General features: G+C 49.7%; 10 protein-coding genes. 3 read left to right on the top strand and 7 right to left on the bottom strand.

Translation table 11 applies throughout. The features are described from left to right. Positions 1-35: 35 nt before the first annotated feature. The 6 genes from trmB to recA all read right to left on the bottom strand — a co-directional run bounded on the left by trmB (position 36) and on the right by recA (position 7,293). Entirely contained in the window at positions 36-626 is a 591-nt protein-coding gene (trmB, locus tag H5P27_RS14280) for a tRNA (guanosine(46)-N7)-methyltransferase TrmB (protein WP_185661072.1), read from the bottom strand. Positions 627-670: 44 nt separating this feature from the next. After that, positions 671-1,987, bottom strand: a complete 1,317-nt coding sequence (locus H5P27_RS14275; protein ID WP_185661071.1) for a sensor histidine kinase — start codon at positions 1,985-1,987, stop codon at positions 671-673. 7 nt (positions 1,988-1,994) lie between these two features. After that, the gene (locus tag H5P27_RS14270) at positions 1,995-2,684 is read right to left on the bottom strand and encodes a response regulator (protein WP_185661070.1); all 690 of its coding nucleotides are present in this window, start codon (positions 2,682-2,684) and stop codon (positions 1,995-1,997) included. 153 nt (positions 2,685-2,837) lie between these two features. Next, complete coding sequence (gene mnmG / locus H5P27_RS14265) at positions 2,838-4,679, bottom strand: tRNA uridine-5-carboxymethylaminomethyl(34) synthesis enzyme MnmG (protein WP_185661305.1); 1,842 nt, start codon at positions 4,677-4,679, stop codon at positions 2,838-2,840. Between the two features lie 71 nt (positions 4,680-4,750). Next, entirely contained in the window at positions 4,751-6,109 is a 1,359-nt protein-coding gene (mnmE, locus tag H5P27_RS14260; RefSeq protein ID WP_185661069.1) for a tRNA uridine-5-carboxymethylaminomethyl(34) synthesis GTPase MnmE, read from the bottom strand. Positions 6,110-6,231: 122 nt separating this feature from the next. Beyond that, positions 6,232-7,293: a recombinase RecA gene (recA, locus tag H5P27_RS14255; RefSeq protein WP_185661068.1), complete on the bottom strand. Its 1,062-nt coding sequence runs from the start codon at positions 7,291-7,293 to the stop codon at positions 6,232-6,234. A gap of 294 nt (positions 7,294-7,587) precedes the next feature. Here recA and H5P27_RS14250 point away from each other — a divergent pair, with 294 nt between their 5' ends. Together H5P27_RS14250 and gltB are read left to right on the top strand one after the other, a co-directional pair. After that, positions 7,588-7,929 (top strand): glutaredoxin family protein, encoded by a 342-nt coding sequence (locus tag H5P27_RS14250; RefSeq protein WP_185661067.1) that lies wholly within the window; start codon positions 7,588-7,590, stop codon positions 7,927-7,929. Between the two features lie 96 nt (positions 7,930-8,025). Beyond that, positions 8,026-12,561 (top strand): glutamate synthase large subunit, encoded by a 4,536-nt coding sequence (gltB, locus tag H5P27_RS14245; RefSeq protein ID WP_185661066.1) that lies wholly within the window; start codon positions 8,026-8,028, stop codon positions 12,559-12,561. An 85-nt stretch (positions 12,562-12,646) separates the two neighbouring features. On the opposite strand, the gene H5P27_RS14240 is transcribed toward gltB, so the two are convergent. Next, a complete protein-coding gene (locus H5P27_RS14240; protein ID WP_185661065.1) occupies positions 12,647-14,125 on the bottom strand; it encodes an excinuclease ABC subunit UvrC in 1,479 nt (492 codons plus the stop codon). Between the two features lie 77 nt (positions 14,126-14,202). On the opposite strand from H5P27_RS14240, the gene H5P27_RS14235 reads away from it, so the two are divergent. Then, positions 14,203-15,450, top strand: a complete 1,248-nt coding sequence (locus H5P27_RS14235) for a CinA family nicotinamide mononucleotide deamidase-related protein (RefSeq protein WP_185661064.1) — start codon at positions 14,203-14,205, stop codon at positions 15,448-15,450.

The following is a 15,450-nucleotide window of genomic DNA, read 5'->3' as shown; positions in this document are numbered from 1 at the left end:
GCAAGTTTCGCTCGTTCCAATTGAGAACTCTTGAATTAGACACGCTCTAGAATGAGAGAGTTGAAGGCATCTGCCCGCTCCTGAAACACAGTGACCTGTTCGAATGGCCAGTCTGCTGTTTGACAAATAGACCACCCAGACTGCTGTTCGACGACTTCCAAAGCCCATTCGAAATACGGTTCATGGTCTGTCCTGAAGTGGCAGCGGACACCTGTTTCGCACCGTTGAGCTAGCTGCTCTAAAAATTGGACGCAGAACAATCGGTTCTTCCAATGTCTCTTCTTGGGCCAGGGGTCGGGGAATAGCACAAAAACTTCCTTCAAGCGGACTTCCTTCGGCAACAAATCCAGGGTCTCGAAGGCTTCCGCCTTCAGGAACTGGACATTCGAAATCCCAGCAGAATTCGCCTTTTTCCGAGCCCTCTCTATGCGGTCCCCAATGATGTCCAAACCGAGGCAGGTCTTCTCAGGAAACGATTCAGCGAATTTCACCAGCCAATGCCCATGACCAGAACCGATTTCCAAGGTTAAATCGATCGGCTCTGAATAGAGGTTGGCCAAGGCAAATCTCAATTCGTCCCGGCGTTTTTTCACCAGTTCTAAGTGTTGGTCGTATCCTGCATTCACAGGTCCGGGGTTAAGAAGAGAAACCACGGGCCTTTCAACTCACATTATTTGGATTTGGAAAATTGGTCTTCAGTCTGAGGCAATCGATCAGCCTCCAAAAGAGGTAAACTGAAAACAACCTTCAGCCCCCCTTCAGTGGCGTTCTCCGCCCATACATTTCCTTGGTGCCATTCAATGATGTGCTTCACGATGCTCAGTCCCAGACCGGTGCCACCAGTTTCGCGAGAACGGCCTTTGTCGACTCTGTAAAAGCGCTCGAAAATTCTTCCCAGGTCTTCCTTCGGTACGCCAGCACCCTGGTCCTGCACCCAAAGCAACAACTCCCCTCCCCGCTTCTTGGCACCGATGATGACTTTGCCACCATCCGGCGAATACTTGGAGGCGTTTTCAATCAGGTTATCAAAAACCTGCCTAAGCTTAAGCACATCGTAGCGCACAATAGCTCTCAACTCGGAGGTAAACCCGACTTCAACTTCAAGGCCAGAGCGTCGAGGATTCGATCCGTAGTCTACGGCGATGTCGCGAATCCATGATAAGATGTCTGATTCGCTCCATTGGAAATTCGGACTGTCGCTTTCCAATCTGGATAGACTGAGCAGGTCGTTAATCAAGAGAGCGAGGCGCTCCGAATGACGGTGTATGATAGATATGAAACGATCCCTGTCCTCGGTGAGCATGGTTTCATGATCTGTGACCAGCGTTTCCGAGTAGCCTTTAATAACAGAAACAGGAGTCTTCAGTTCATGAGAGGCATTCGCCACAAAGTGCTTTCGAGCCCGCTCGAGTAGCTTCTGACGTGTCGTATTGTGAAGCACGAAAAGGAACCACGGGCCATTCCCTTCCAAGCCCTCCGACAAACGGGCCGCGGTAACATCTAGCCAAACCTCGTTTTGGCCATTGCGAAACGCTATTTCCCGTTTGGCAACTCCCCTTCCCTTCTTGGTATCCCAAACAAAGTCCAAAAACTCAGAATTGCCCATTCCGCTCTCGATTCTCTGTCCCACCTTATTTGAAATTGAAGGGAAAATCTTTTTCAAAGCGTTGTTAACCAACAATATATAATTATCTCTATCGACTATAACAACCCCTTCCTGCAGGCTTCCCAAGGTGGTTTCAATCTGATGAAGCTGACCACTGCTGCGACGACTCAAGTTGTTCACGTCCTCTACAAGCCTGTTGAGCTCCGCAATCAATTTCTCCCAATTTTCATTTACTCCCCGAAACTCGCGTGAGTGCGTGAGAATAGATGTGCGGCTTGCCAGCGACTCCGTCAGTAGCCGAATGGCCACTTTCTGACGGAAGTACTTGGTCGCGAAAAAAACGGTGGAGCCAATAGCTACACCTAAAAATACGAAGATCATTTCCGGGCTATCTGCTTTCTACCAAGCGATAGCCAACCCCGCGAACGGTCTCAAGCCAAGAGGCTTCGTTTCCTAGCTTTTCACGAAGTCGTCGCATGTGAGTGTCTACGGTGCGAGTTTCGATATCGTTTTCGTAGTTCCATACCTTCTGAAGCAATTTCTCGCGAGTCTGTACCTTCCCTCTCTCCTCGAGCAGAAGTTTGAGCAAGCGGAACTCTGTCGCTGTGAGCTCAATGGCTGAAGCATCCACCTCAACTCGGTGATGCTCAACATCCATTCGAATTCCATTAACTTCTAGTACCTTCTTCTCTTCAGCTTCTCCGCGTCGTTTCAAAATCGCAGAAACGCGAAGCATCAGCTCCTTGGGGCTAAATGGCTTGCAAACATAATCGTCGGCGCCGCTTTCGAAACCATCGATCCGATCCCCCTCTTCCGTCTTCGCGCTCAGGAAGATGATGGGAATGTCTTTAAGCGAAGAATCCGCCCGCATGAGTCGGCAAACCTGTAACCCGCTGAAGTCAGGCATCATGATGTCTAGGACGACAAGCTCCGGTCTGAACTGGCGGGCTGTTTCAAGTGCGAGACGAGAGTCGTTGAGAGCTCTGACATCAAAGCCACGCTGCCTGAGATGATAGCTCAACAACTCGGTCACATCGACCTCATCATCTACCACCAAAATTCGTTTCGAGTCATCCATTGCTACCATAAGCGTATTAATTAGCTTCCGAATTGTTACGAGACAAACTGCAAGGGCAACTCCAGCAGAGTTACAATTCAGTTACGCGTTATCTGACAAGAGGACAAAAGAAATGCAGTCAAACAATCCCATAACCTACTAATCTACAACCACTTACGACCTTAAAGCAATCATCAATATGCTGATATCCGATGGATTCACACCGCTAATTCGACCAGCCTGGGCCAAGGTCGCCGGCCTCGTAGCTTCCAGTTTGGCGATCGACTCCAAACGTAATCCATTCAATTTTGAATAATCGAAATCAGCCGGAATTTTTATTTTTTCCACATCCCTCATTTTGGCAATCTGTCTGATTTCTCGATCCAGATATCCGGCGTATTTCGTTCGGTAGAGGACTTGCTCAAGTGTCTCCTTATTCAACACAGAAAGCTCACTCGGCAACTCCTCCTCCCCTACCCCACGCCGTATGAGAGTGGCCCAAGTTGAAGTACCCTTTCTGCTCTTTTCCAACCACGCAATCCAATGGTCCACATCGGCTTGCTTCTGCTTCATTCGCTTCAAGCGATCATTGGGGACTAGACCGTGTTTCGAGGCGTGTTCGAGCATTCTCAACTCTGCACTTCCGTGATTAAAAAGTAGACGATACTCCGCCCGGCTAGTGAACATGCGATATGGCTCCTTGGTCCCCTTAGTTACCAAGTCATCAATGAGAACCCCCATGTATCCATCATGTCGCTTGAGGACCATGGGCTCCCCCCCCCTAACCTTCAGCACCGCATTGACCCCCGCTACCAAGCCTTGACAAGCAGCCTCCTCGTAACCGGAAGTGCCATTGATTTGTCCAGCAAAGAACAAACACTCGACCCTCTTCGATTCCAAATGGGGATAAAGCTGAGTTGGAGGAGCAAAATCGTACTCAACAGCGTATGCCGGCCTCAACAAATGAACGTCCTTCAAACCATCGATGGACCGAAGCATCTCCAACTGAGTCGAAAACGGTAAACTCGTCGAGAGTCCGTTTACATAGTATTCGTCTGTATTTCGCCCTTCTGGCTCCAAAAACAGCATATGACGCGTCTTTTCCGCAAAACGAACGTACTTATCCTCGATACTCGGGCAATATCGAGGGCCGGTTCCCTCTATTTCACCTCCATACATGGCGGATAAATGCAAATTGTCATTCACGATTCTCTGCGTCTCAGCTGAGGTGTAAGTTATCCAGCAAGAGACTTGATCTGTTCCAGGAACCCAACCCGCCTTTTGTTCTCCACCTTGTTCCACGTGGAACAGATCCTTTTCCTGCCTCGTGTCGTAGAACCCAAAAAGCGACGGATTGACGTCGCCCTTTTGTTCTTCAAGTCCGGAAAAGTCTATCGTGCGGCCTAGAAGACGCGGCGGAGTGCCAGTTTTTAACCGTTCCAGCTCGATACCGGCCTCAAGAAAGCTATTTGAAAGCGTTTTGGCAGAATAGTCGCCCATTCTGCCACCTTCCGTCTTATTCTTCCCGACGTGCATTAAACCTCTCAAGAAAGTTCCAGTAGTCACCACGATGGACTTGCCATAAAAATCTACATCCAAATTCGTCTGACAGCCGACAACTTTGCCCGACTTAAAGATCAATCCCGTGACGGTTGCTTGAAAGATCGACAAGTTTTCCTGCAATTCGAGCACATGCTTCATACGCAATGCGTACACTTTCTTGTCGCACTGAGCTCTGGGAGATTGGACAGCAGGGCCTTTGGACGCGTTCAGCAGGCGGAACTGAATTCCCGAGACATCTGCATTAACCGCCATTTCGCCACCCAATGCGTCGATTTCACGTACGATATGCCCCTTGGCGACGCCTCCAATCGCTGGATTGCAGCTCATCGCTGCAATTGTGTCGATATTTCCACTTAAAACCAGCGTGCGAGCACCCATGCGCGCAGCCGCTAAGGCAGCTTCACAACCCGCATGTCCTGCGCCACAAACTATCACATCGTATTCGTCCAGCATTCCGCTCATGGACGTGGAAAATAGGATAGGGCGCTACAAGCTCAAGTCGCTTCTTATCCGAGGCGACCGAACTACTTGCCTATGCAAAAACTGGAAAAGAGGACATCCAAGACATCCTCGTTGTCGATTCTTCCCGTGATCCTGCCTATGGCGTCAACTGCGCCACGCAATTCGCTCGCAATAAACTCTGCAGGCTCATCCATCTCGAAATTGCGGACCGCTGACTCCAAACATTCGGCTAGTTCATTCAGAGCCGCGTTGTGACGGGCATTCACAAGAATGATATCGTCTTCATTCTGAGCCAGGTGAGAGGCTATGGTCTCGACGATCATGCTCTTTAGTCGGTCTGTTTCATCGCCTTTGGTGGCAGAAATCGAGACTTCCGCTAAACCTGAAAGCTCATCGCCAAGTGGTTTAAACTGTCCTAAATCGCTCTTGTTTCGAACAACAATGCAATTTCCTGAGTTAATTCGCGATAAAACTTCGGGCGGCAGGGTAGGGGAGGGTTTCGTTCCATCCAAAACCAACAAAAACAAGTCCGCTTCTTCAGTGAGTTCAACCGTTCTGCGAATCCCTTCACGTTCGATCTCGCTTTTAGCCTCACGCAATCCTGCTGTATCCATAATCTGGAGACAGTACCCATCCAACATTACGCGCTCTCGAATGAAGTCTCGTGTGGTACCGGCTTCCTCGCTCACAATCGCTCTTTCAAACCCAAGAAGGCAATTCAACAGCGAACTCTTGCCCGCATTGGGCTCTCCTAGGATCAGAGTTTTCACGCCATCGCGAAGAAACGCTGCATACTTGCTGCTATCGATCATACGCCCGCAAAACGAAAGGACAGATCTGATGGCCTCCACTTCGGCCTTCTTCTGTTCGGGCGGCAAGTCCTCATCCGGAAAATCGATGTATGCCTCAACGGTGGCTACAGTTCTTAATAAACCTTGCTTCAGCTCCTCCAATTGACGCCCAAACACTCCACGTAACTGCCTGTTGGCCAGACTGATAGCTCTATCGCTCCGAGCTTGGATCAACTCCATCACCGCCTCGGCCTGAGTAAGGTCCATACGACCGTTAAGAAATGCCCTACGAGTAAACTCTCCTGGTTCCGACTGGCGACAACCTCGTGACATGAGATCTTCGAGTAGGCGCGTGGCGATGAGGGGATTACCATGGCAACCGATTTCCAAGACGTCTTCGCCAGTATAGGATTTGGGACCGCGAAAAAGTGTGTAGACGACATCGTCCAAAACATCACCTGACTGCGAACGGTAGCTACTATGGTAAGCAAAACGAGGGGAGGGGGACTTGTTCCTTGCAAAAGCGGATAATGCAATTTGCTCGCACAGTGGACCGCTCACACGAACGAGGGCGATCGCAGATTCGCCTGAAGGTGTAGCCAAAGCTACAATCGTATCATTATTTTCCATACAAAAATGAGGGAGGTAACTGCTCGTTTGATCGAAGTATCCATGGTCGAGACTTACCTCATCAAACAAAAAAGCCGCTTTGACAAGCGGCCTTTGAAATTTGGAAGGTTGCAAATATCCCTCTACTTGGCTTCTGCCGTCTCGAGCTTTTTCTTTTCCAGGAGATCTGGGTTTACGACCTCGAGGATCTTAGTAGAGATGTCTTCAAAAACCTCTTTGTTTTCGGAAAGGAAAGTTTTCGCCGCTTCGCGACCTTGTCCGATCAGATCTCCGTTGTAGGAAATCCAAGCTCCCTTCTTTTCAAGTACCTTGTGTTCGATGCCCAAATCCACAATCGAGCCCGTTCTGGAAATGCCCTCATTGTACATGATGTCGAACTCCGCCTCTGTGAATGGAGCAGCCACCTTGTTCTTTACCATTTTGATGCGGGTCCGGTTTCCTACGACACTACCGGTATTGTCTTTGATTTGGCCAATGCGGCGGATGTCCATACGCACAGATGAAAAGAACTTCAGAGCGCGACCGCCCGGGGTGGTCTCTGGACTTCCGAACATAACTCCGATCTTCTCGCGTATCTGATTGGTGAAGAGGCAAATACACTTCGTCTTGCTAACGATACCAGTGAGTCGGCGCATCGCCTGGCTCATCAATCGCGCTTGAGAGCCCACGGTTGCATCCCCCATCTGTCCATCCAGTTCGTTCTTGGAAACAAGGGCCGCCACCGAGTCCACAACGATCACATCAATCGCGTTGGAACGAATAAGAGTTTCGGTAATGTTGAGGGCGTCTTCACCCGAGTCTGGCTGGGAAACCAAAAGATCGTCTACATTGACACCTAACTTTCGAGCATACTTGGGGTCCAAGGCATGCTCGACGTCTATGAATGCGGCCAGACCACCTTTGCGTTGCGCTTCAGCGATTAGACTCAAACACATTGTCGTCTTACCGGAGGATTCAGGTCCGTAGATTTCGCAGATGCGGCCACGAGGCAATCCACCGACACCTAAGGCTAGGTCGATCGAGATCGAGCCCGTCGAAATCACGTCGACATTCAGCTTGGAGCCGCTCCCTAGGCGCATGATCGACCCTTCGCCAAATTGTTTTGTGATAGCGGAGATTGCTAGTTCCACGTTCTTTTCACGATCGTCGGATGAGGGGAGAGGGTTCGTTTTGCCTTTAGCCATGTCAGTTACGTTGAAGTGTAGGGTTATTGTTTAGATTAAGCCGAATCTGCGAACGCCCAGCTTCACTGGCAAGATTCGAGTGATTTACTGCCCGCATATTAGCTGATAGCATAGGACACACACAGTCCCACCCCTGTGGTATCTGATAAAATCTCCATGTCGCACCATCAGGCATAGAGCTAGCTCGTATATGTAATGTGCTTGCAGAATGTAGACCCTCCGCTTGAAAAGGCACATCCAATCCTTACACTCACTCTCCGCGGCACGAATATTGCACAAACAACACCTGACGAAATGAAAATTAAAGCATACCTAAAGCCTACTTGTGGCTGGAGCATGGGCGTGCGTGCTATCATGGATAAGCACCAGCTCGAGTACGAAGACATCGACATTATCAACAACGCTGACAACTACGCCGAAATGGTTGCCAAGTCTGGCCAGCCTCTTTCGCCGTGCGTAGAAATCGACGGTATCATGCTAGCAGATGTAAGTGGCGAAGAAGTCGAGCAGTACATGCTGGCCAACAATCTCGTCGAATCCACAGACAAGTCGACCGAAGTCCCGACCGACCGTGGCTGTTCCGATGAGGAGCATGAGAAAATGCGTTCCGCGTCTAAGCCGATCCGCTTCTTCTAAGCCCTCTAAGATTAGAGATCTATTTTGAGCAGGGCCGGAGACGATTCTTCCGGCCCTTTTTTGCCTCTTAGCTCTCCCGACAGCGCCCTTTCCAATATGAACCAAATCTCTGCCTCTTCACTTCTCTACCGGAAAGACTTCGAACACGACGCATGCGGCGTTGGAGTCATCGCAAATATAAACGGGGAACGTTCCCACGAACTCCTCGAAAGGGCGATTCAAGCTCTTAAGAACCTCGCTCACCGTGGAGCGGTCGACGCGGATGCGATCACAGGAGACGGGGCAGGGGTTTTAACGCAAATTCCTCACGCTCTCTTCAGGGAATTTCTAGAGGACCAAGGTAAACAACTTTTCAATGACGAAGACCTAGGGGTCGGCGTCATATTCTTACCCAGAAACGACGACTATGCCCAAGCTCATGGTCGTAAGATTGTCGAAGCTGCAGTTGAGGCCGAGGGGCTAAGTCTACTCGCCTGGAGGTACATACCAGTCGATCCCAATTCTCTCGGGCGCAAGGCCGACCGGACTCAGCCACATATGGTTCAAGCTCTCATCGCAAAAACCGGTGAGATGTCAGCCGCCGAATACGAGCGTAAACTATTCTTGGCTCGAAAGGGTGCAGAGCGAGCTGCGCAAGAAGCAGAAATGAATGACTTTTACATCTGCAGTTTCTCGTGCCGCACCATAATATACAAGGGCATGCTTAACTCGCCCCAAGTCCGCAAGTACTTCCCGGACTTGAGAGACCCGTTGTACACGACAAACTTCGTCATTTTCCACCAGAGGTACTCCACCAACACTTTTCCTCAATGGCATCTTGCCCAGCCATTCCGCATGATGGCTCACAACGGTGAGATCAACACCATCAGAGGAAACCGCAACCTCATGCGGGCCCGCGAAAACTCCAACATTCATGGCATTTGGGGGGATCGCTACACTGACCTGCGGCCCATGCTGCAACCAGACATGTCGGACTCGGCCAGTTTCGACAACACCCTCGAACTGCTCACGCTCGGTGGTCGTTCCGCTCTCCAAGCCGTGACCATGATGATGCCGCCGGCTTGGGAGAACAATCCGTCGCTCACCGAAGCGCTCCGCGGTTTCCACGAATACCACGCTTGTATGATAGAGCCATGGGATGGCCCTGCCGCCATCGCCTTTACGGATGGGCGTTACGTGGCTGCGTCACTCGACCGTAACGGACTTCGCCCCGCTCGCTACAAGATATACGAGGATGGCACTTTCATGCTCGCATCAGAACTTGGTCTCATAGACGAAACCGACTTGAAAACCGTCAAGACGGGTCGCCTCGGTCCGGGAAAGATGCTCGCCATCGACATGGAGGAACACCGATTCCTCGACGATTCAGAGATCAAGGCAACAATCGGAAGCGACCCTAGCTTCTCCAAATGGTGCAGCGAACACCTCATTGACATTAAACAGCTCGCGGAAAATGCCGAAGGGCAAATCTCCAAATCCGAAGACGAGGAAATTCAACGCCAATTGGCCTTCGGCTACGAGAAAGACGAATACGATATCGTTTTCAAGCCCATGGCCGAATCAGGAATGGAAGCAATCGGTTCCATGGGTGACGATACACCGCTCGCCTTCCTTTCTCGGAAACCCCGCTTGCTGTACACCTATTTCAAGCAGCTATTCGCCCAAGTCACAAACCCGCCAATCGATTCGATCCGCGAACGTTCTGTGATGTCGTTGAACATGTTCCTTGGCGGTAGGTTGGGCTTGTTTGAGGACTTGCCACCGTCAGCCGGTTTCGTCAAAGCCAGCTCACCTGTTCTTTTCAACAACGAACTCGCTGCACTTGGGAAAACCGAGGTTTTGAAAGATCGCGTGATCACACTCGATGTTACCTACGAAGTATCGGCAGGTGCAGAGGGACTAGAACCGGCGATTAAGGCACTTGTAGCCAAGGCAGAAGAAGCAGCAGAAAAAAGCTTGGCCAAGGTCGTTGTTCTAAGCGACCGTAATGTATCCAAAGATCGGATAGCTATACCGATGCTACTGGCAACAGGCGCCGTTCATCAGCATCTCGTGAAAACGGGCTATCGTCTCAAGTGCGATATCGTGGCAGAAACCGGTGAGGCGAGAGACGTGCACCAAATCGCTTGCTTGCTCGGCTTTGGAGCTAATGCGGTTAACCCGTATATCGCTCTCGCGATCATGACCAATTTTGCTGAAAGAGGGGAAATTGAAAACCTTGACCCCAAAACGGCAGCTTACAATTACCGCAAAGCCATCGACAAGGGCTTGCTCAAGATCATGGGCAAGATGGGGATTAGCACCTTGTATTCATATTGCCGTGCTCAAATGTTCGAAGCGATCGGCATCTCACCAAAAGTCATTGAAGAGTGTTTTGTGGGAACGCCTAGCCCAATCGAGGGAATTGGATACGAGCTTATCGCTGCGGAAACGCTGGAGCGACACAAACATGCTTACGATCCTAATACCCAAGCCGAGCTAGAGAGCGCTGGCTACTACAAGTCGATTCGTAAAGGCGGTGAATTCCATGCATGGAACCCCAAGGTTGTGGGCGGCATGCATCGCTTCCTGAAAACCAGAAAGAAAGAAGACTTTGAAAACTACCGTCAGCAATCCGACGAGCATCAGCCGTATGCCATCAAAGACTTGCTTCGGATCAAGTATCCAGAGTCTGGAGTCGATGTTAGCCAAGTTGAGGAAGTCGAAGACATCCGTCGTCGCTTTTGCACCGCAGCGATGTCACTCGGAGCCTTGTCGCCCGAGTGTCACGAGACTTTGGCCATCGCCATGAATAGAATCGGCGGAAAGTCGAATTCTGGAGAAGGAGGGGAGGAGCCACGCCGTTATTCATTACTCGAGAACGGAGACAACGCTTCATCCGCAATCAAACAAGTTGCGTCCGGTCGGTTTGGGGTGACTGCAGAGTACTTGGCATCCGCTAAGGAAATCGAAATCAAAGTAGCTCAAGGCGCAAAGCCAGGTGAAGGTGGACAGCTCCCCGGACACAAAGTATCACCACTGATCGCCAAGCTTCGCTTCAGCGTTCCAGGTGTCACTTTGATCTCTCCACCTCCTCACCACGATATCTATTCGATCGAAGATCTAGCCCAGCTAATCTTCGACCTGAAAGAGGTTAACCCACGCGCCAAAGTATGCGTTAAACTAGTTTCTAGCTCTGGAGTTGGCACAGTGGCAGCGGGTGTCGCTAAAGCCTACGCTGACGTTATCCTAGTGTCTGGCCATGATGGTGGAACAGCGGCCTCGCCACTTTCTTCCGTTAAGCATGCTGGTTCCTCTTGGGAAATCGGACTCGCTGAAACCCATCAGGTTTTGATGATGAACGGACTCCGCAACCGGGTTACTCTCCGCACCGATGGAGGTATGAAAACCGGTCGCGACATCATAATAGCAGCGATCTTGGGGGCTGAGGAATTCAACTTTGGTACCTCCGCTATGATCGCTGCAAGCTGTGCCATGTTCCGTGTTTGTCACCTGAATACATGTCCAGTCGGCGTTGCGACTCAACGGGACGACTTACGTGGTAAATACAAAGGGACTGCAGAAAATGTAATCAACTTCTTCAATGCGGTAGCCGAAGATGTGAGATACTACTTGGCAAAGCTTGGAGTAAGAAAACTCGATCACTTAGTTGGGCGTACCGAGTTTTTGGAACAAATAGACGATCCAGAAAATCCAAAAACTGCCCAAGTAAATCTGAGTGGACTTCTGCACAATCCGGATCCAAGCGGAGAATCTCCAAGGATACACACTCGTCCCCGTAATGAAAGACTCGGCTTCGACGGAAATCTGGACTCCACCATTATTCAGGAATCTCACGACGTAATCGTAGACAGAGCTCCTTCATTCAAAGGAAAGTACAAAGTCGGAAACACGGATCGTTGCATAGGAACTCATTTATCCGGAGAAGTCGCATACGTGCGCGGAAATCGCCATCTCGCTCCGGGTTCTATAGATCTCACTTTCAAAGGCACAGCCGGTCAGAGCTTTTGTACTTTGCTAACGCACGGTATCAAAGCGACACTGTTTGGCGAAGCGAATGATTACGTCGGTAAAGCGATGAGCGGTGGAGAGATTGTCATCCGCCCAGACGAGGAACAAAGCTACGTCTGGCACGAAAACACGATCATTGGTAACACTTGTCTCTACGGGGCAACTGGTGGAACGCTGTACGCAGCGGGACGAGCAGGAGAGCGCTTTGGGGTACGTAACTCTGGTGCGATCGCCGTCGTCGAAGGAGTAGGGGATCATGCTTGTGAATACATGACTGGCGGCCTCGTAGTTTGTCTTGGAAAAACGGGTACAAATTTTGGAGCTGGGATGAGCGGAGGACTGGCTTTCGTCTACGACGAAGAAGGTCTCTTCGAAGATCTCTACAACCCAGATATGGTCGGAATCGAACGAATGGGTGACGGGGGTGAGATAGACGCCTTAAAACAAGTGATCTCAGCTCACAGCGAAAGCACAGAGAGTCCCGCGGCCAAAAGCCTTTTGGAAGATTGGCAGGCAAGCGTAGCTAAGATATGGAAAGTCGTTCCTCATCCCAGCACGCCGGATGGAGATAAGAACCGACTCGTTCTTGACGAAAAAAGCACTCCTGTTTTGCAGGTATAAGCATAAGAACTACAGTATTCGCTCAAAAGGCTCCCTTTAAAAGGGAGCCTTTTATTTGCCGATAACTTAGATGCTTAGCCTGTAATTACCTTGTGTAATGCTGCTCCAAGAACTGTTTGAGCCTAGTTGCAGTTTCTAGACCTATTCCTTCCACAGAGCGCAACTCCGTGATGCTCGCATTCTTCAACCGATCTATGCTTCCAAATTCATCCAGAAGGCTGGCACGTTTTTTAGGTCCCAAACCTGTGAAGTCATCAAGTATACTTTCACGGATACGTTTACTCCTAAGGTCCGCATTGAATGTATTGGCGAACCGATGGGCTTCGTCTCGAGCTCGTTGCAAAAGTTGAAGCCCCGCATTTTTCAGGGGAAGGCGTAACGGAGGCCGTTCATCCGGGAATATGATGGTCTCATGCTTTTTGGCTAATCCAATAATAGCAGGAGGTTCAATGTCTTGAATCAAAAAGGATTTAAGCGCAGCACCTACCTGACCCATTCCACCGTCGATAACGACTAAATCAGGAAACTCTTTTCCTTCTTTGTGTAGGCGGCGGTACCGACGACCAACAACTTCTTCCATTGAGCGAAAATCGTCGTTTCCTTCGAAGCTCTTTATTTTAAACCGACGGTAGCCTGCCTTATTCGGACGTCCGTCAACAAACTGTACCATTGAAGCAACTACAAAAGTTCCAGATATGTGCGAGATATCAAAACACTCGATCGTCTTAGGTGGGCCAGATAATTCGAGTTCTTTTTCCAGCAGCGTTAGAGCATCTCCATCACTCGGCTTTACCACGATATCTCTCTCAAACTTCCTAGTCTTTTTGAGTGAAGCTTCTAAGGCGAAAACGATGTCGCGAAGAGACGCCGCTTTTTCGAAGTTTCGAGCTGCAGCCTCCTTGGACATTTCAAGCTTTAGGTCTTCTAGCCATTCCTTCGACTTGCCTTGTAGGAATTCGCAGGCGTCGTCGACACGAGCCTGATACTCCTCAACTGTAACCCTGTTGTCATGACCATAGATCTCCGACCTAACATCATCGTACAGTAGGAAGCTGCCATCGTCCTGCCGCTTCGGACTTGCATCTCCCAATAGGATTCCGAAGCGACGTCTCATCTCCGCTAAGGTTTTACGGATATGGTTCGCATGAACAAAAGGACCGAAATACCTCGCTCCATCTTCTTTTTTGAACCGAGCAAGAGCGAAGCGAGGTAACTCTCTTGTCACGTCAACTCGAACCAACAGAAACCGCTTATCATCAACGAAATCGGTATTGTACTTTGGCTTCCATTTTTTGATCAATTGCCCTTCCAGTAGCAACGCCTCCGGTTCTGACTTCACTACGATGAAATCAAAATCTCGAATCATTTGGACCAGAGCGCGGATTTTCGGCTGATGCGTGAACTTCTTCGAAGCCTGAAAATAAGAAGACACTCGTTTCTTCAGACTTTTCGCTTTCCCCACATAGATAACAGAGCCTAGCCGGTCCTTCATCAAGTAAACCCCTGGTTTTTCAGGTAGTCTCCGGACTTTTTCCTTCAGATCGCTTGGTTCGGGATTGGCCATTTTTCTTTATCTGGGAGCAAAACAAATATAGCCAAAACACCAATCCGAAACCTTCCCCAATCGTTCAAGACAAGCAGATGTCGCAAAAATCAAAGATTATTCTCGTTACCCTCGGTGAAGAACTACTCCTAGGCTTAACTCCCAATGGACATCTCACTTACATCGGCGATCAACTGCGGCAAGCGGGGAACGCGATGCACGCAAACATCACCATCTCCGATTCTCCAGAAGACATTGAGGATAACTTCGACCTCTATTGGAAAAAAGCGGACGTTCTCATAACGACAGGGGGACTCGGCCCGACTGTCGACGACCGCACAAAAGAGGTCATTGCACAATGTTTAGGTGAAACACTTGTTTACGACCCTACGGTCATGAAGGCCATCGAAGATCGTTTTGCTGCACTCAATTTAGTCGTAAGCGAAAACAATCGGAAGCAAGCGTTCCATTTCGAGAATGCCGAAGTGCTGCACAATGAAAACGGCACTGCTCCGGGACTCTGGTTGGAAAAAGATGGCAAGATTCTCGTAATGCTTCCGGGTCCGCCCCATGAACTTCAACCGATGTTCAACGAGCAGGTTCTGCCTCGGTTTCTTGAGAAGGGCATAGTACAAGAAAAAGAAAACTATATCCAAATTCGCACTACAGGAATTGGGGAGTCCAATCTCGAAACGCTGCTTCAACCGATTGCAGAGCGAGAAGACGGACTCGAACTGGCTTACTGCGCACATCCGGGAATGGTAGACTTTAGGATGAGTTTTCCAAACCTCATAAATCCATACGATCGCCTCGCTGAGTTGGCAGAGGAATGCAAATCCCTGCTCGGTGATAATTTCCTAACTACCGGAAATGAAACCATTCTAGACATTGTATCCAGGATAATGCGACGAAAGAAACTCAAGCTTTCTACAGTCGAGAGTTGTACTGGTGGCTATATTTCAAACGAAATCACAAACCTAGCTGGTTCATCCGAATACTTCGTAGGTGGAATGGCTACCTACAGCATCGGTTCAAAAGAAGATTTAATATCCGTGCCCAGTGATTTGATACAGCAGCATGACGTAGTAAGCGAAGAAGTCGCTACTGCCATGGCGATAGGGGTTGCTGAGCGTTTGGAGACGGATTACTCGATCAGCACTACAGGTTACATTGGACCAGGAGGAGGAACCGAACGAGACCCAGTAGGAACGGTTTATGTAGGAATACACACGCCCTCGAAAACTTACGCAAAACGGTTCAGTCTAAGAGGACCTAGAGTTGCTCAAAAAAGACGCGTTTTCAATCTTGCTGTCGATATGCTACGAAAAGAGCTATTGGGCCTGTGA

Origin of the sequence: Pelagicoccus albus, from assembly GCF_014230145.1 — a bacterium.
In the GTDB taxonomy this organism is placed as follows: Bacteria; Verrucomicrobiota; Verrucomicrobiia; order Opitutales; family Opitutaceae; genus Pelagicoccus; species Pelagicoccus albus.
Note: the sequence above shows the minus strand (reverse complement) of the source record. Positions and strands in the feature narration are given on the sequence as shown.